Here is a 16,826-nt window from a genome sequence, read left to right on the forward strand (position 1 = left end):
TTCCGTCACTTCGACTGTTCTGCGCGATCTCGCGCCTGGCTGGCAAGGATTTCACGGACGGCATCGATGAGGCCATTTTCCTTGGCCGTGATCTGAGCCGGGCGGCTTTCGCGCCAGGTTACATTGTCCTCGATCTCCGCAGAAAGGCGCTTGCCCTCGACCAGATCCTTGATCTGCACCTCACCGGCCTCACGCTCCTGCGAGCCCTGAATGATGACGCAAGGCGCTTCACGACGATCAGCATATTTCATCTGCGCCTTCATGCCGGACCCGCCGACATACATTTCAGCGCGAATACCGGCCTGGCGCAGGTCGGAGACCATCTTCTGATAGCGGCCAAGGCTTTCTGTATCCCTGTCCATAACCAGAACCACTACCGGGCCGACAACATCGGAAACATCAAGTTTGCCGAGGTTCTTCAAAGCCGTCATCAAGCGCGAAACACCAATAGAAATGCCCGTCGCTGGTACTGGCTCGCCGCGGAAGCGTGACACGAGACCATCATACCGGCCACCACCGCCCACAGAACCAAACACGACCTTCTGACCGTCTTCATTGGTAACGTCGAATTGCAGTTCCGCTTCGAAAACCGGCCCCGTATAATATTCAAGACCACGCACAACGGACGGGTCAATCTTCACACGACCATCGTAGCCACCCGCCGAGAACAGCACCTGCATGTCGGCAAGTTCGGTTACACCTTCCTCACCCTTGGCGTTGCCAGCCACAACTGCACGGAGATTGGCGATCGTTTCGACGCCTGTCGCCCCGCCCGCCGCAGTGAAAGCCAAAACTTTCTCGATTGCATCATCAGTAAGTTCAGCGCCCTTGGTGAAATCGCCGCTTTCATCAAGACGGCCCTTGCCGAGCAGAAGGCGAACGCCTTCAGGTCCAAACTTGTCGAGCTTGTCGATGGCACGCAGTACATTGAGGCGCTTGACAGCATTGCCCTCACCTTCAAGACCGATAGCATCCAACACACCGTCAAGAACCTTGCGGTTATTGACGCGGATCGCATAATCGCCACGACTGATGCCTAGGCGCTCCATCGTGTCGGCCATCATCATGCACATTTCGGCATCGGCCGAGACATTCGGCGCACCGACCGTGTCAGCGTCGAACTGCATGAATTGACGGAAACGACCCGGTCCCGGCTTTTCATTGCGGAACACCCAACCATTACGATAACTGCGATAAGGCTTTGGCAACGACTCGTAGTTTTCAGCGACGTAACGTGCCAGCGGCGCAGTCAGATCGTAGCGCAGCGACAGCCATTGTTCATCGTCGTCCTGAAACGAGAACACGCCTTCGTTCGGGCGGTCCTGATCCGGCAGAAACTTGCCGAGTGCATCCGTATATTCCACGAGCGGAGTTTCCACCGGCTCGAAGCCATATAGGTCGTAAACTTCACGGATTGTCGCCATCATCTTTTCAGCGGCGCGCAAATCATCCGGCACCCGATCGACAAACCCGCGCGGCAACCGCGCCTTCATCTTGTCCGCTTTATCGGCCATTTTTCCTGCCTGATCGCTGATTTATACACACATGCCGATTGGAACCGGCATCAATTCTGTTGCCGGTTTCCTAACCGATCAAGTCCGTTGCGGCAAGTGCAGGAAGCGTGTTCAGCGTGTCGCAATGGCGACGGCCGCGCCTGCCATCATGCCAGCGCTGGTTCTGTTAGCGATCCGCATCATGCGAGGACTGCGCAGAAACCGTCTTGCCTGCGCGGCAAGCACCACCCACGCCGTATCAACTGCAGCGAGAACAGCAAACATGACCACCAGCAATTCAGCCCAACCAACCAGCGAAACATGGGTGATATCAACCACCGTCGGCAGGATGGCGAGGTAGAAAACCATGATTTTCGGATTACCAAGTGTAATCGCCAGCGCGCTAAGGAAGAGCTTCCCAGCCTCACCCTGACGCGGAATGGCATTTTCATCCGCAACTTCATCTACCGGTGCGATCCACATCTTCCACGAAAGATAGATCAGATAGGCTACGCCCACATATTTGAGGATGAGAAACGCAGTGTGAAATGTGTTGGCCAGCGCAGCCAGTCCCCAGACTGCGAGTGAAAGCCAGATAGCATCACCAAGCCACAGACCGAACATGAATGGAAAGACGCCCTTGTGGCCGCGGCTGATGACGCGTGCCACCAGCGCGCCGACATTCGGCCCCGGCGTACCCGCCGCCACAACCAGAATACCGGCAAATGCCAACAACGACACCAAATCCATGATCGTCTCCCATACTCAAAGATGGATGTTTCTCGCAGAAATGATGCGGCTTAGCAATCGTTGCTCTAGCTGGGTCGTTTGAAACTCTGTCGCAATTTTTCAATGTGTGTCCGACAGTGACAACCTTCGATGTGGTCGTTCACCAGCCCCATTGCTTGCATGAAAGCATATACAGTCGTTGGACCAACGAATGACCAGCCGCGCTTCTTCAAATCTTTGGAGATGCGAATTGATGTTTCAGTCTTCGGATTGGCAACAAGAGTTGGATAGTCCACCACGGTAGGGCGATCTTTTACGCCCGGTTCGAATGACCAGAAATAGGCCGCAAGTGAACCCTTTTCGGCAACCAGCTCAATTGCGCGCTTGGCGTTGTTGATCGTGGATTCGATCTTGCCGCGATGGCGCACGATACCCTTATCGGCCAGCAGGCGCGCCACATCTTCTTGATTGTACTGCGCAACACGATGGAAATCGAAGCCATCGAAAGCGGCCCGAAAGTTCTCACGCTTGCGCAAGATCGTGAGCCACGACAAGCCTGACTGGAAGCCCTCAAGGCAGATTTTTTCGAAAGCCGGAAATCGTCAGAGACAGGAACACCCCATTCCTTGTCATGATAAGCAAGATAATCGGGTAACTCACCCGGCCAGAAGCAACGCGTCATTCCATCGGCGCCGACGATCAGACCGGTTTTTGCCTCAGCGACATCGCTCATTGTTCCGCCTCTCAAGTTTCATCCATAATTAATTATGTCGCGCAACCTGACACTAACCACAACTTTAATTGGAAGGGCCGTCAGGCAAAACACGCGACCAAAATTTACCTTTACGATTCCATTCCGGCACACAATCCCCACACGAGCATGAGGGTCGCTCTCCTGACAGCAGATGTCAGGAGCTGCAACGGGCAACTGCGTCACAAAGATTTTCAGGCGCAAAGATACGGATCTGAATTATGAAACCACGGCATCTTCTTTTAATCGGGTCGCTTGCGGCGATTGCCGTTTCCATCGTCAGCACGGGCATGGCCTTTGCCAATGACCGCTATGCAACACTGCCGCCGGTACGTGTGAGTCCTGATCTTTCCGCGCCATGGGTAGCTCAATTGCATGGACAGCCTGCCCGCATAAGGGCCGTACCGCAATCTTTGCAGCCAGCGCCACGTGTTGCCGCCAGACAGAAGCAGAAAGTCAAATCCAGCTATCGTCAGGTTTCGTATCAACGCCCGGCTGCGAATCCGGCAACCACAGTACGAAAGCACCAGATCGATCCCGCTTACCTGCCGCAGACGGTTTCCTATTCCGGCAACGAAAAACCGGGCACAATCGTCATCGATACAGGCAAGCGCTTCCTTTATCTCGTTCAATCCGGCGGTAAAGCGATGCGATATGGCGTCGGCGTCGGGAAACAAGGTTTCAGCTGGAAGGGTTCGCAGCGCATCAGCCGCAAGGCTGAATGGCCAACCTGGACACCGCCGAAGGAAATGATCACCCGCGAGCGCAAGAAGGGGCGTATCCTCCCGGCGCGTATGGAAGGGGGGATAAATAACCCGCTTGGCGCGCGCGCGCTTTATCTCGGTTCAACACTCTATCGTATCCACGGGACTAACCAGCCTTGGACTATCGGCAAGGCAATGTCGTCCGGCTGCATTCGCATGCGCAATGAAGACGTCACCGATCTTTATGAACGTGTCCCGGTCGGCGCAAAGGTGGTTGTCCGCTAATCGAACCATCTTTTTTATGCCATTTACAACCGCCTTCTCTCGGAGGCGGTCGTATTGTTTTCATAAATCTGAAAAGATCAAAATTTCTGCACAGAAAGAATGATTGCAGACTTGGAAACATGATTGAAAGGGCTTTTCCTTTTCCCCCGAACACCCATATGCTGACAGTGGCAAAGTCCAAAGAGATATGAAAATGGCTGCCAGATGGCAGTTCGTGCTGGAGAAAGAACCGGCATGCAGGTCAATAGCATTCATGCGCATCAAAGGATCCACCTTTGCGCTGAATGCTTCGGAGGGAAAGGATAAATCATGACCGTACCGACGGTTAAACTGAACGACGGCAATCACATTCCGCAGCTCGGTTACGGTGTCTGGCAAGTAGGTAATGACGAAGCAGTGGCCGCTGTCAGCGAAGCGTTGAAAGCAGGATATCGTCACATCGACACCGCTGCCATTTACGGCAATGAAGAAGGCGTCGGCAAGGCGATCAAGAGTTCCGGAATCGAGCGCGGCGACATTTACCTCACCACGAAACTGTGGAACGGTGAACAAGGCTATGAATCGACGCTGAAAGCATTCGACGCCAGCTTGAAAAAGCTTGGCACGGATTATGTGGATCTCTATCTCATCCACTGGCCGATGCCATCGAAAGATCTTTTCATGGAAACATGGCGCGCTTTTCTCAAATTGAAAGAAGAGGGTCGAGCCAAATCCATTGGTGTATCCAACTTCCGTACAGCCGATCTCGAACGCATCATCACGGAAAGCGGCGTAACGCCGGTTCTCAATCAGATTGAGCTGCACCCACAGTTCCAGCAGGACGAGTTGCGTCTGTTCCACAGCAAACACGACATCGCGACGGAAGCGTGGAGCCCACTTGGTCAGGGTAAAATTCTGGAGGATGCCACGCTGAAGGCCATCGCGGAAAAGCATGGCAAGTCGGTCGCACAAATCATCCTGCGCTGGCACATCGAAACGGGCAATATCGTCATTCCCAAGTCCGTTACGCCCGCCCGTATCAAAGAAAATTTCGATATTTTCGATTTCCGTCTCAACGGAACCGATCACGATGCGATTACGAAACTGGACAAGGCAGACGGCCGGATCGGCCCGAATCCGAGTACCTTTTCGGCTGGCTGAGCAGACATCGAAGACAAAACCGGGCAATTGCCCGGTTTTTTTTATGCAGCGATTTGTGACAATCCCTGAGGCTTCGGCCCACCATAGGCCCAGTCGATCAGTTCCACCGTGTGCACGATGGGTAGCTTGCTGCCGGTGGCGATCTGGGTCATGCAGCCGATATTACCGGTAGCGATCAGATCGGCGCCTGTCGCCTCAATGTTCTTTACCTTGCGGTCACGCAGCTTGGCGGCAATCTCCGGCTGCATGATGTTATAGGTGCCAGCCGATCCGCAGCACAGATGCCCTTCCAGCGGTTCCTTCACCGTGAAGCCCGCTTTTGACAGCAGGTCTTTCGGCTGCCGCACAATTTTCTGCCCGTGCTGCATCGAGCAGGCCGAGTGATAGGCGACTGTCAGCGCCTGCGGCGCATCGGGTTCCGGCAGATCGATGCCGGTGAGATATTCGGTGATGTCCTTTGCCAGCGCCGACACGCGCGCAGCCTTGTCGTGATAGGCCGGATCAAGCCGCAGCATGTAACCATAATCCTTGATCGTTGTGCCGCAGCCGGACGCCGTGACGATGATCCCGTCGAGACCGCCCGCCTCGATCTCGCGCGTCCACACATCGACATTGTGCCGCGCCTGTTCCAGCGCCTGCTCTTCGCGGCCCATATGGTGGACCAGCGAACCGCAGCAGCCTTCGCCCTTCGGTGTCACCACTTCGATGCCGAAGCGGTTCAAAAGCCGCAAGGTGGCGGCATTGATACCCGGATTGAGCACAGGTTGCGCGCAGCCGTTGAGAATTGCCACGCGACCGCGCTTTTCTCCCTTGGCAGCGCTGATGGCTTCAATAGGGGCCGCTGATGGCAGGCTTTGCGGCGCGAGATCAAGCATCGCCGCCATGGGTTTCAGGGCATCGCTCTTGCGCAAAAGCGACGCGAACGGCTTGCCGAGCTTCGCCAGTTTCAACGCTGCACGGAACCGGCCCGGATAGGGCAGAACCTGCGCCAGAACACCGCGCAGAAAACGGTTCATGAAGGGGCGCTTGTAGGTTTTCTCGATATGCGCGCGGGCATGATCGACCAGATGCATGTAATTGACGCCCGAAGGACAGGTCGTCATGCATGAGAGGCACGACAGGCAGCGATCGACATGGCGCACGACCTCCTCATCCGCCGGACGACCATTTTCCAGCATGTCCTTGATCAGATAAATGCGCCGCGCGGGCTGTCGAGTTCGTTGCCGAGCGTCACATAGGTCGGGCATGTTGCGGTACAGAAGCCGCAATGCACGCATTTGCGCAAAATTTTTTCGGCTTCGCTGACACCAGGATCGCGTAACTGATCGGGACTGAAATGGGTCTGCATGGCTTCAAGCTCCAGCCTGACGGGGATGCATACGCCCCGGATTGAGGATATTTTCGGGATCGAATTGTTGCTTCAACCGCTGAGAAAGCGCTACAAGTGCTGCCGGTTGCGGCTCGAACACTGCATTGCTTGCGCGAATATGTTCCGATGCGCGCACGAGCGTCGCATGGCCACCGCCATATTTGGTAATCAGCTTGCGCAAAGTTTGCGCTTCCGGGTCCGCTTCCATCCGCATCCAGATCAGCCCACCCTGCCAGTCGTAATAGGCATCGACGCCCGCATGACGGCGGAACTCGTCCACCATCTGCCAGCCTTGCATCGGCGTCATCGAAACACGCCAGACAGCGCGATTGTCGCCTGCATTGGCATAAGGCAGGACATCGCGCACTTCACGCCAGAGCTGCTGCGATTGCCCCCCGTTCAACACTTCCACCGTGCCGGATTGGCCCAGCAGCGCCTGCAATTGCCGACTACGGTGCTCGACCGAAGGTGCAAAGCCTTCGAGCCGTAGAACGGTCGCCGCATCCCAGCCGAGTTTTCCGTCAAGGAAGCGGTTGGCAACCGTCGGTGGCAAATGTGCCGCAGATGCGACTTCCTCGCGCGACCCCATCGCCATGGCCATGACGCGCGCGGCCTGTTCGTCAGTCAGCCCACGCACGGCAAGCGTTGCCGCCGTTTCCGGCTTCGGCAGAACCTTGAACGTCACCTCGGTGGCAACGCCCAGTGTGCCCCAGGAATTAGCCATGCCTTTGGACAAATCATAGCCGGTCACGTTCTTGACCACGCGACCACCAGATTTGAACAATTCGCCTCGCCCGGACACGACGCGCACCCCAAGCACATGATCGCGGGCAGCACCTGCCTTGAGACGGCGCGGACCGGACAGATTGGCGGCAAGCGCGCCACCAATCGTGCCGCGCCCACCCTCGCCCGACAGCAACGGGCCGTAATCCATCGGCTCGAAGTGAAAGCACTGATTGTTGTCGGCCAGAAGCTTTTCGATCTCGACCATTGGCGTTCCGGCTTTTGCCGAAAGCACCAGTTCGTCCGGCTCATACAAGGTCACGCCCGTAAGCCGCGACACGTCGAGCACGCGACCTGCATCAACCCTGCGTCCGATGCCACGCTTGGAGCCATGGCCGATAATTTCCAGCGGCGTAGAACTGGCCAGTGCATCCTGCACCGCCTCCAGAACGCCCGCCTCATCCTGCGGCTTTAGAATATTTGCATCGCTCATGATCAAAACCACAACTCAGAATCGGGGAATATCCGGGAAGGCCAGCTCGCCGCGATGCACATGCATGCGACCAAGCTCGGCGCAGCGGCGCAATTGCGGAAACACCTTGCCGGGATTGAGCAGATGCTTGGCATCGAAAGCGCATTTGACGCGCATCTGCTGGTCAAGATCGATCTCGTTGAACATTTCCGGCATCAGATCGCGCTTTTCGATGCCTACTCCATGTTCGCCAGTGAGAACACCACCGACTTTCACGCAAAGGCGCAAAATGTCCGCGCCAAAATCTTCCGCAGCTTCCAGTTCGCCAGGAATATTCGCATCATAGAGGATAAGCGGATGCAGGTTGCCGTCGCCCGCGTGGAACACATTGGCCACCCGCAATCCGTATTTCTCGGAAAGTTCGCGCATCCCGGACAGAACACGCGGCAGCTCTTTGCGCGGAATGGTGCCATCCATGCACAGATAGTCCGGCGAGATGCGTCCCACTGCCGGGAATGCCGCCTTCCGGCCTGCCCAGAAAGCCAGACGTTGTTCTTCCGACTGCGACAGAATGCAGGTTGTGGAACCGTTTGTAAGCGCCAGTGCTTCGACCCGACCTATCAGATAGTCCACTTCGACGGGCGGCCCATCAAGTTCGACGATCAGCAGCGCTTCGACATCGAGCGGATAACCGACCCGCACGAAATCTTCGGCAGCCTTGATGGCTGGCCTGTCCATCATCTCCATGCCGCCTGGTATGATACCTGCGCCGATGATGTCAGCGACACACTGACCGGCTTGCTCGCTGGAGGGAAAGCCGACCATGACTGCACGCGCCGTTTCCGGTTTTTGCAGGATACGGACCGTAATCTCTGTCACGACACCGAGCAGTCCTTCTGAGCCGGTCATCAGACCGAGAAGATCGTAGCCCTCACTGTCGAGATGCTTACCGCCAAGCCGGATAACTTCTCCGGTGATAAGCACCATTTCGATGCCGAGCACATTATTGGCGGTCAGACCGTATTTAAGGCAATGCACACCACCCGCATTTTCAGCGACATTACCGCCAATGGAACAGGCAATCTGTGACGAGGGATCAGGCGCATAATAAAACCCCTCGTGTTCAACAGCCTTGGTAATGCCGAGATTGGTCACGCCCGGCTGTACCACGGCAACGCGGTTCGGATAATCGATTTCGAGAATACGATTGAAGCGGGACATACCAAGCAGCACCGCATCCTGCAGCGGCATGGAACCGCCCGACAGCGATGTGCCCGCTCCCCGTGGCACGACACGAACGTTGTTATCGTGACAATAGCGCAGAACCTGCGAAACCTGATCAACCGTTTCTGGCAGCACAACGACCAACGGCAACGAACGGTGCGCGGTCAGGCCATCGCTCTCGAACACGCGCATTGCATTGATAGCATCCACAACGCCTTCGCCCGACACGATGTCGCGCAAGTCTGCAACGATCTGCTCGCGCCGCTGCATGACGACGCGTCCGGTTCCGGCATGATGAGTCCGCTCATATTCTCCTCCACCACTTATGTGGTCAAAGTGCACTCCGCACCATTCTCGTCAAGTGGTAAATCATTTTTACCACTTTAGTCAGCGGCTAAACAGTTTTCACACTGCGGCATAATTGCTTGCCTAGTTTCCTAGCGCTCGGCTAGATGCTTTAAACCCAAAGCTTTAGCAAAGCACGGCAATGAGTGGGATAGCAGAACATGATGAGCAGTCTGGCGGATATGGAAATCTTTGCCCGCGTCGTGGCAACGGGCAGCATGTCAGCAGCCGCTCGCGATCTGGGCCTCTCGCCAGCGGTCGTCTCAAAACGTCTGGGACGGCTGGAAGAGCGCCTCGGAACCCGACTGCTTCAACGAACGACACGCCAGATCGCGTTGACTGAGGCCGGTCAGGGTTATCATGAGCGGGTTCTGGCCATTCTCTCCAACATCGAAGAAGCGGAAGCCTTTGTTGCCCGCCGTTCTGCCGATGCGCGCGGTACATTGAAAATTTCAGCCCCTACGACTTTCGGTCGCATGCACATTGCGCCCTATCTCGTGCCGTTCATGCGCGCCAACGCAGACCTTACCGTCAATATGCAGCTCACCGACGAGATGGTCGACATTGTAGGCGATGGATACGATCTTGCCATTCGGATCGCCGAACTTTCCGATTCAACCCTCGTCGCACGCCGTCTCGCACCCGTGCGTCGTATTCTCGTCGCTTCACCCGGCTATATCGCGGAACGCGGTACACCACAGACGATTGAGGACTTGCAGGACCATATCTGTCTGGCACCTCACAACAACGACCCCTGGCGACTGGAAGGCCCCAAAGGCCCCATCGTCATTCGCCCAGTGGGGCCACTGCAAACCAATTCCAGCGAAATGGTACGCGAGGCAGTCCTGGCAGGCCTCGGCATAGCGCAACGCTCGACCTGGGATATCGGCCCGGAACTTGCAGCAGGCAAGTTGGTACAAGTTCTGCCCGACTATGCCGCGTCTCGCAACGTTGCAATTCATGCCGTCTATCCATCGAAACAGTTCCTCCCGGCAAAGGTCAGACTGTTCATCGACTATCTGGCAGATCTTTATGGCCCTGTTCCTTACTGGGAAAGCGGCGCATCTCCGCACGAAGTAGCAAAGAAATAGACTGGCTTTCGTTCGTCGGTTAATAAGTCGCGCGCGCTATATTAGTGTGCCAGCATATAAAGCTAACTAAGCTTTTGATTCTAAAAGGCTTAAATATCCCGCAATCCGTTATTCAAGCGAATCGGATGATTGTCTCCCATTGTCCTGATTTTCTGGGAAAAATGATGAACACACCTTTACGTTTTATTCTAGCGATCATCGTCGCCGTTATCGTCGGCTGTGGTTTCATGTTCTATGACAAATCACGTGGCGCCGAGTGGGTCGTTTCTCCACAACAGATCGAACAAGCTAAAGCCGAAGGCAAATCGGGCGTAGAAAGCCGCCCCGGCACTGTGACCGTACTTCCGATCCGCAGCGAAACCGCTGACGCACTCCCGTTTAAATGGGCTATGTACGGCTTTGTCGCAGGTCTTTTCGTACTCGTCGCGACACGCAAGCGCAAAAAAGCCTGATCATTTTTTGATCATGTATTCCGAAAGCCCGGTCGCATCATCGATCGGACTTTCCTTTTCAATATATTCCGTTGCCGGGCATCGACCTAAAGGCTAATTTGCCGCCTTTATGGAGAGGGCTTCAGACGGCATGGCCGAAACAATTTTTTCACGCATACAGGCAAGCCGCACGGCAGACGACGTTGTGCATCAGATCGAAACGCTCATTCTCGAAGGCGTTCTGCGCGGTGGCGACCGGCTTCCCGGCGAGCGTGAACTGGCGCGCCAGTTCGATATATCTCGCCCGATATTGCGCGATGCTCTAAAAAGGCTTGAGACTGCCGAACTCCTCATCTCTCGTCATGGTGGAGGCACATTCGTTGCAGACGTGATCGGACAGGTATTCAGCGCCCCTGTGGTCAAGCTTTTTGCCGATCATCGCAAGGCGACCGCAGACTATCTCGAATATCGCCGGGAAATCGAAAGCATTGCCGCAGAATATGCAGCACTTCGAGCTACACCAGCTGACAAAGCGCTTTTGACCGAGATCATGGAGGCCATGGAAAAGGCTCATGGCGTCAGCGACTTCGACACGGAGGCACGCCTCGATGTGGAATTGCACAATGCCATTGGTGAAGCAGCACACAACATCGTTCTGCTGCACACCCTGCGGTCTTGCTATCAACTTCTGAAGGATGGCGTTTTTTACAATCGCAGCCTAATTTACAGCTATCCTGGCGTCGCCGACATGTTTCTTTCGCAGCACCGCGCCATTTACGATGCCGTCATGGCCGGTAATCCGCAAGCGGCACGCGAAGCGGTGCGAAAACACATTCGTTTCGTGGAACAGGCCACGCATGATCGCGAGCTTCACGAAGAACGCGAACGTGTCTCGCGCCTGCGCTATCGGCAGCGGGCGGGTGCGAAGTCAGGCAAGGACACGAAGGAAAATGACAGCGAATGAACGGCGTAGTTTTCAAAGATGCCAAAGGACCCGACGGTATCCGCCTTTATGCCATCGGCGACGTACATGGCCGTCTCGACTTGTTGCAGGATATGCACGGGCTGATCCGTGCCGACCTTGACCACCGCCCCGCTCACGACTGGCGTATCATTCATCTTGGTGATTATATTGATCGTGGTCCGCGCTCGAAAGAAGTGCTGGATTTTCTGATTGATGTGTCACGTCGGGATAAGCGCGTCATTTCGCTGTTGGGCAATCACGACGACGGTTTTCTTACCTATCTAGCAACGGGAGACGTTGCCGGGATATTCGCACTCCACGGTGGCATTGATACCGCCCGCTCCTACAATGTGGAAGTTGATTTTACTGATGCAGATTCAGCGCGCCTAGGTCATGCCGCGCTCGTCAAGGCCGTTCCCCAAACCCATATCGACTTCATTCGCGCCATGCCGCGCTCAGTCGCTTTTGGCGAATTCTTCTTCTGTCATGCAGGCATAAACCCTGCTGTGCCGCTGGATGCACAAGACCCGGAAGAATTGATCTGGATTCGCACAGCTTTCCTCAAATGGACTGAGCCCTTCGAAAAGGTCATCATCCACGGGCATACACCGCAAAGCGCTATCGATATTCAACCGAACAGGGTCAATCTCGATACATATGCATGGAGAAGTGGGCAGCTTTCAGCCATCGTGATCAACGGCTCTGAAAAGCGTTTTATTGCAACGAGCTAGTACGCTCAATGAGCGCTGGAAATGCCATAACCGTCAGTAGACATCGCGTTGTTGCCCGCATCGACGGTAAATATGCCGACCGCCATGAATACAATCGCGGAAACCATCAGGACGGTGAGAAGAGCGGCATGCTTGGCGGTCATATTCGGAAACTCTTTCGACGGTGGCCGGATAAAGTTCGGTAGACGAGCCGCCACTTGAGAGCATGGCGATCAGCCTTGCTCATTCGGTTGCTGCCCGGGGAGACGGCGTTCAGTTACACCCGAAAAAAGTTACCCGCAACTGAACGGTTCCAGCCAAGCCACCGCTTTTCTCTTGAAAAACCGAATTGGTTGAACGCTGTGGCAAAGCGGCAACGCGATACTTCGACTTAAGGTTAAGACGCAGTTACGAGGCCTCTAGATTTGGTTTACCCACGCCTTGGCTAATGCAGCACCTGCGGCATCCGCCTGTGCTCCGAACTTCTTTGCAAGCTCTGGATATTGTAACGCCCAATCCGGCGCGAAACCCGCGATCAGTTCGCTTAGCTGGTCATTCCACTCGGCCACAAGCTGCGTGTTCGCCTCGAAATGGAATTGCGTGCCATAGACTGCACGTCCAATGCGATAAGCCTGATGAGGTGTCATATCGCTTATCGCCATATGCAAAGCTTGCTTCGGAAGCGAAAACGTATCGCGATGCCAATGAAAGATTGGAAAGATGTCACCCGCGGCAGACAAGACCGGATCGCTTTTACCCTCCTCGGTAAGCCGAATTTCTTGCCAGCCGAACTCCATCGGGCGATCCAGAATATTCTCCCCACCATAAGCACGAGCCACGAGCTGGCTGCCCAGACAAATGCCGAGAACGGCCTTATCATGATCGCCAAACCGGCGTATAAGCTCGAGCAAATGGGGGAAGTAAGGACATTCGGCGTCGGCAAGCGCATTCTGCTCGCCGCCAAGAACGATCAAGGCTTGATAGCCATTGTCATCGGAGGGTAATGAATCGCCGTTGTAGGGATGACGCAGATCAATCGAATGCCCAGCATTCACCAGTATTGGCTCGATCTGTCCCAATCCGGACCCATCGTAGTTCTGGACAACCAGCACACCCATGAGAAATCCCCAACCGCTTTTGTCTTTGCTAACATGGAAAAAGCCCGGACGACAGCCGGGCTTTTAAATCAGTTCACCACCGAAACGCTGACTGTTCGGCCAGCAACGAGATGGACACTGTCCGGCACCTCTTCAAGTTTCACACGCACTGGCACACGTTGTGCCAGACGCACCCAGTTGAAGGTCGGCGAAACATTCGCAAGCAAGCTGGAAGAATCGCTACGCTCACGATCTTCAATACCTCCAGCGATGCCTTCAACCTTTCCTTTGAGTTGCACTTTGCTGCCCATGATATCGACCACTACCGGGTCACCAATCTGGATACGCTCGAGTTTGTTCTCTTCAAAATAGCCAGAAACGTAGAACGAGTCCGTATCCACCAAGGCAGTCACTGCTGAGCCTGCGGAGACGTAATCACCCGGCTGAAGCGAGAAGTTGGTAATCACACCGTTGACGGGCGCTTTTACCGACGATCTATCGAGATTGAGTGCTGCAAGATCGCGATCCAGTTGCGCCTGCCGATAGGAAGCTTCCGCTTGCTGGGCCGTCGTTTCAATCTGCTCCAGTTTCTGGCGTGTCACGGTCGTGTCGTTAAGCTGGCGATAGCGGACCAGATCGCGGTTTGCCATATCAAGTGCCGCCTTGCTGCTATCAACCTTTGCTTCCGTTGTTTGCAGGGCGAGCTTGTAACGGGCCTGATCGATGCGAAAGATAACGTCGCCCTGATGAACAGTCGCATTGTCGTGGACGAGCACTTCGCCAACAAGGCCCGAGACATCCGGCGCAACACGCACGACATCGGCACGAATTTTGCCATCGCGTGTCCATGGCGCGTTCATGTAGTAATCCCACAAATGCCAACCGAGGAGCCCTGCCATCGTGACCATGACGACGGTTACAAAGACACGACCTGAATGTGCAAAGAGCTTTTTCATAGCGGTATTCCATTGAGAATGACGGCGGCAACACCGAGAATACAAAAATACATCGCAGCATCGAACAAAGGCCGATGCCAGACGAAACGATAAAGGCGTGCCCGCGCCAAAAGGCGTTGCATGACCGTATTTGCAAAATAAGCGCCAAGCGCCAGCACGCCGAGGGTCGGAATGTAAATTCCGTAGATATCGAGTTCAGGTTGCATCACAAATCACATCGTTGTCTTAGGCTGCTTGCGGGAGTTCCATGAGTGGACGCGGCGGCAAGGCAAAAGGTGGCGCTTTCGGAAACAGATTGAAGCGAAGGGCGACCAGCGCCATTCGCGTACGTTTGGCTATTGCTGGCGATCCGCTCTCGATAATGGTAGTGATTGCCGCATCAATGGAGGCGAGCAGGTTTCTGTCGATTTCACCTGCCTCCTGTGGCTTGTTGGCCAAGGCTCGGTAATGCGCGCCAACACCATCCAGCACTTCATCGACAGCTGGCCGACAGTTTTCGGGCAGTTTGGAGCGGTATTGCTGGAGATCGATCGTGTTCATGCCGTTTCGCAGATCGCGCAACAGATCGACCTTCGCGACATCTGCCGCCGGGACCAGCGCGAGACGCGGGGTCATCATGCCGATACGGTCGATCATCCGGAGCAAAAGGCGATTCATGCGCTGGCGACGATGACGTCCGGGGCGCCGTTCAGCAGCAAGTGCAATATCGTTCCAACCCGCCTTGATCAGGCGGCGCACGCTCCATTCAGCACCGACGGACCGGACAATTGAAGTCACTACGGCAGCGATTACGATCCCCACTACGGTGGCCAGATTGGCATTGGCAAAACTGACAAAATCGTGGGTCAGATGGCCCTGCAGCATGAGCATGTTCGGCAAGTTCACGCAGAGCACCATGCCGAGCAAAAATTGCGAAGGAATGGCAAGCAGCAAGCCTGCCGGGATGAGGAACAGTCCCAGCACCAGAACCAGCGGGAAGAACCCATCCACAAGTGGCAGCAACGCAAACTCAAAAATGAAGGCGGCAACGATGACAATCAAAAGCAGCCAGTTGAACTTGCGCATGACCGGCACCGGATCATCCATGGTTGCGAAGATGCAGCAGAAAATACCGGCCATCATGGCTGCAGCACTGCCTTGAGACCAGCCGCTCGCAATCCAGAATGCAGTCGCTACACAAGTTGCCAGAAAGGCGGAAAAGCCAGACAGGAAGGCCATGCCGTAGTCCCGATGCATAGGGCGGGCCTTCAAATGTGCGTCGTAGCGACGCCAGCGCAGCGAATGTCGGGAATCGGAAACAATGTCCTGACGCAGTGTGATGCAATCGCTCCATATCTGCACCAGATCGCGAACGCGCGCAGCCACATTGAACGGCAGCAATTCACCCCAACTTGTCGCATCCTTCCCATGCCGGTCGATTTCGTCGATCAACTGCAAGAAAACAGCACGGCGTTCCTCTGTCAGGTTTTCGCCGCTCTCGATCCAGTCACAGGCCTCGTCCAACAGTTTCTGCACCGCTGGATGCCAGGACTTTTCATTTTCACCAGGCTTCATAGCCAGCACATCGTGCAAGCTTGATATGATCGGAAGAACAGCCACCATACGCTGCTGCAAAACGTGAAGCTGCGTTCCGACATTTCTGATTGATGAAGTGTCATAGGCAACATGCGTCGTCAGATTGCGCAGCTCGAGCGCATCGGCTGCAAGACGCTGGCGATCCCGAAGAAATTCAGGTGTAGCACCTTCCCCCCGCATGCTTGCCAGCGCCAGCTTTGAACCGTCACGCAGCCAATTATCGATACGACTGACGAGCACCGGGCCGCTGTGACGTGGAAAAACAAGTCGATTGACGACAGCAGCGCAAATGATCCCGATTGCGATCTCTTCCACACGACCCACGGCATAGTCGAAAGTCGTTTCAGGCACGGAAACAACGGCAAAACTCGCGATAGCCACCGTATAGCCAGCCAGCATGAACAAATAACTGCGCGGCGTACCATCGAGCAGGCTGATCGCAAGGCAGAGGCCCATCCAAAGACCGATCGCCAGCGTCAGTATTTCAGGAGAATTGACCAGATGCGGCACGAACAGAATGGTCACTGCTCCGCCGATAATCGTACCGATCAGACGGTAAAAACCCTTTGATGTCGTCGCACCTGAGAGCGGATGCGCAACAATATAGACAGCCGCAATGGACCAGTAAGGATTGGGCAAATTGGCCATCAGGCCGATCCACAGCGCAAGCATGGCTGCAGCGAAAGTCTTCAGTGAAAAGACCACGTCCCAGAACTTCGGAGTTGTTTCGACTGGCTTCGTCATGGCTGTGAGGGCACCGGTTGAAT

General features: G+C 55.3%; 14 protein-coding genes and 3 pseudogenes. 6 read left to right on the forward strand and 11 right to left on the reverse strand.

Going from position 1 to position 16,826, the window contains the following annotated elements:
* Window positions 1–5 precede the first annotated feature (5 nt).
* From hisS to LJ361_RS08480, 3 genes and pseudogenes are all read right to left on the reverse strand, one after another.
* Window positions 6–1,514, reverse strand: coding sequence for a histidine--tRNA ligase (gene hisS / locus LJ361_RS08470; protein ID WP_036581527.1), 1,509 nt, complete (start codon window positions 1,512–1,514; stop codon window positions 6–8).
* Window positions 1,515–1,625: 111 nt separating this feature from the next.
* Window positions 1,626–2,243: a LysE family translocator gene (locus tag LJ361_RS08475; protein ID WP_011982737.1), complete on the reverse strand. Its 618-nt coding sequence runs from the start codon at window positions 2,241–2,243 to the stop codon at window positions 1,626–1,628.
* 65 nt (window positions 2,244–2,308) lie between these two features.
* A pseudogene (locus LJ361_RS08480) lies at window positions 2,309–2,955 on the reverse strand (DNA-3-methyladenine glycosylase I).
* Between the two features lie 239 nt (window positions 2,956–3,194).
* Between LJ361_RS08480 and LJ361_RS08485 the strand changes: the two are divergent.
* Together LJ361_RS08485 and LJ361_RS08490 are read left to right on the forward strand one after the other, a co-directional pair.
* A complete protein-coding gene (locus tag LJ361_RS08485) occupies window positions 3,195–3,962 on the forward strand; it encodes a L,D-transpeptidase (protein ID WP_036581538.1) in 768 nt (255 codons plus the stop codon).
* Window positions 3,963–4,271: 309 nt separating this feature from the next.
* Window positions 4,272–5,102 (forward strand): aldo/keto reductase, encoded by an 831-nt coding sequence (locus LJ361_RS08490; RefSeq protein ID WP_010660978.1) that lies wholly within the window; start codon window positions 4,272–4,274, stop codon window positions 5,100–5,102.
* A gap of 41 nt (window positions 5,103–5,143) precedes the next feature.
* Here LJ361_RS08490 and glcF read toward each other — a convergent pair.
* The 3 genes and pseudogenes from glcF to LJ361_RS08510 form a co-directional block, all read right to left on the reverse strand.
* Window positions 5,144–6,450: pseudogene (gene glcF / locus LJ361_RS08495) on the reverse strand (glycolate oxidase subunit GlcF).
* A gap of 4 nt (window positions 6,451–6,454) precedes the next feature.
* Window positions 6,455–7,687: a glycolate oxidase subunit GlcE gene (gene glcE, locus LJ361_RS08505; protein ID WP_029927998.1), complete on the reverse strand. Its 1,233-nt coding sequence runs from the start codon at window positions 7,685–7,687 to the stop codon at window positions 6,455–6,457.
* Window positions 7,688–7,702: 15 nt separating this feature from the next.
* Window positions 7,703–9,198, reverse strand: a pseudogene (locus tag LJ361_RS08510) (FAD-linked oxidase C-terminal domain-containing protein).
* A gap of 198 nt (window positions 9,199–9,396) precedes the next feature.
* On the opposite strand from LJ361_RS08510, the gene LJ361_RS08515 reads away from it, so the two are divergent.
* The 4 genes from LJ361_RS08515 to LJ361_RS08530 all read left to right on the forward strand — a co-directional run bounded on the left by LJ361_RS08515 (window position 9,397) and on the right by LJ361_RS08530 (window position 12,452).
* Complete coding sequence (locus LJ361_RS08515) at window positions 9,397–10,326, forward strand: LysR family transcriptional regulator (protein WP_010660974.1); 930 nt, start codon at window positions 9,397–9,399, stop codon at window positions 10,324–10,326.
* 164 nt (window positions 10,327–10,490) lie between these two features.
* Window positions 10,491–10,778 (forward strand): hypothetical protein, encoded by a 288-nt coding sequence (locus LJ361_RS08520; protein WP_010660973.1) that lies wholly within the window; start codon window positions 10,491–10,493, stop codon window positions 10,776–10,778.
* Between the two features lie 130 nt (window positions 10,779–10,908).
* Window positions 10,909–11,721, forward strand: a complete 813-nt coding sequence (locus tag LJ361_RS08525) for an FCD domain-containing protein (protein ID WP_010660972.1) — start codon at window positions 10,909–10,911, stop codon at window positions 11,719–11,721.
* Entirely contained in the window at window positions 11,718–12,452 is a 735-nt protein-coding gene (locus tag LJ361_RS08530) for a metallophosphoesterase (RefSeq protein ID WP_010660971.1), read from the forward strand. Before LJ361_RS08525 ends, LJ361_RS08530 begins: the two co-directional genes overlap by 4 nt.
* A gap of 5 nt (window positions 12,453–12,457) precedes the next feature.
* On the opposite strand, the gene LJ361_RS08535 is transcribed toward LJ361_RS08530, so the two are convergent.
* The 5 genes from LJ361_RS08535 to LJ361_RS08555 all read right to left on the reverse strand — a co-directional run bounded on the left by LJ361_RS08535 (window position 12,458) and on the right by LJ361_RS08555 (window position 16,803).
* Entirely contained in the window at window positions 12,458–12,595 is a 138-nt protein-coding gene (locus LJ361_RS08535; protein ID WP_010660970.1) for a hypothetical protein, read from the reverse strand.
* A gap of 255 nt (window positions 12,596–12,850) precedes the next feature.
* A complete protein-coding gene (locus LJ361_RS08540) occupies window positions 12,851–13,549 on the reverse strand; it encodes a type 1 glutamine amidotransferase (RefSeq protein ID WP_010660969.1) in 699 nt (232 codons plus the stop codon).
* 68 nt (window positions 13,550–13,617) lie between these two features.
* Window positions 13,618–14,484: an HlyD family secretion protein gene (locus LJ361_RS08545; RefSeq protein WP_011982727.1), complete on the reverse strand. Its 867-nt coding sequence runs from the start codon at window positions 14,482–14,484 to the stop codon at window positions 13,618–13,620.
* Complete coding sequence (locus tag LJ361_RS08550; protein WP_010660967.1) at window positions 14,481–14,690, reverse strand: DUF1656 domain-containing protein; 210 nt, start codon at window positions 14,688–14,690, stop codon at window positions 14,481–14,483. The genes LJ361_RS08545 and LJ361_RS08550 overlap by 4 nt, the downstream gene beginning before the upstream one ends.
* Before the next feature lie 19 nt (window positions 14,691–14,709).
* Window positions 14,710–16,803, reverse strand: a complete 2,094-nt coding sequence (locus tag LJ361_RS08555) for an FUSC family protein (RefSeq protein ID WP_264813587.1) — start codon at window positions 16,801–16,803, stop codon at window positions 14,710–14,712.
* Window positions 16,804–16,826 lie beyond the last annotated feature (23 nt).

This window comes from Brucella sp. JSBI001, assembly GCF_026014005.1.
Taxonomy (GTDB): domain Bacteria; phylum Pseudomonadota; class Alphaproteobacteria; order Rhizobiales; family Rhizobiaceae; genus Brucella; species Brucella anthropi.

Bases quoted from the DNA above. Each gene is read 5' to 3' on its own strand.
- LJ361_RS08530 (WP_010660971.1), top strand. From the start codon at position 11,718: ATGAACGGCGTAGTTTTCAAAGATGCCAAAGGACCCGACGGTATCCGC.
- LJ361_RS08550 (WP_010660967.1), bottom strand. From the start codon at position 14,690: ATGCAACCTGAACTCGATATCTACGGAATTTACATTCCGACCCTCGGC.
- LJ361_RS08535 (WP_010660970.1), bottom strand. From the start codon at position 12,595: ATGACCGCCAAGCATGCCGCTCTTCTCACCGTCCTGATGGTTTCCGCG.
- hisS (WP_036581527.1), bottom strand. From the start codon at position 1,514: ATGGCCGATAAAGCGGACAAGATGAAGGCGCGGTTGCCGCGCGGGTTT.
- LJ361_RS08475 (WP_011982737.1), bottom strand. From the start codon at position 2,243: ATGGATTTGGTGTCGTTGTTGGCATTTGCCGGTATTCTGGTTGTGGCG.
- LJ361_RS08540 (WP_010660969.1), bottom strand. From the start codon at position 13,549: ATGGGTGTGCTGGTTGTCCAGAACTACGATGGGTCCGGATTGGGACAG.
- LJ361_RS08485 (WP_036581538.1), top strand. From the start codon at position 3,195: ATGAAACCACGGCATCTTCTTTTAATCGGGTCGCTTGCGGCGATTGCC.
- LJ361_RS08490 (WP_010660978.1), top strand. From the start codon at position 4,272: ATGACCGTACCGACGGTTAAACTGAACGACGGCAATCACATTCCGCAG.
- LJ361_RS08515 (WP_010660974.1), top strand. From the start codon at position 9,397: ATGATGAGCAGTCTGGCGGATATGGAAATCTTTGCCCGCGTCGTGGCA.
- glcE (WP_029927998.1), bottom strand. From the start codon at position 7,687: ATGAGCGATGCAAATATTCTAAAGCCGCAGGATGAGGCGGGCGTTCTG.
- LJ361_RS08555 (WP_264813587.1), bottom strand. From the start codon at position 16,803: ATGACGAAGCCAGTCGAAACAACTCCGAAGTTCTGGGACGTGGTCTTT.
- LJ361_RS08525 (WP_010660972.1), top strand. From the start codon at position 10,909: ATGGCCGAAACAATTTTTTCACGCATACAGGCAAGCCGCACGGCAGAC.
- LJ361_RS08545 (WP_011982727.1), bottom strand. From the start codon at position 14,484: ATGAAAAAGCTCTTTGCACATTCAGGTCGTGTCTTTGTAACCGTCGTC.
- LJ361_RS08520 (WP_010660973.1), top strand. From the start codon at position 10,491: ATGAACACACCTTTACGTTTTATTCTAGCGATCATCGTCGCCGTTATC.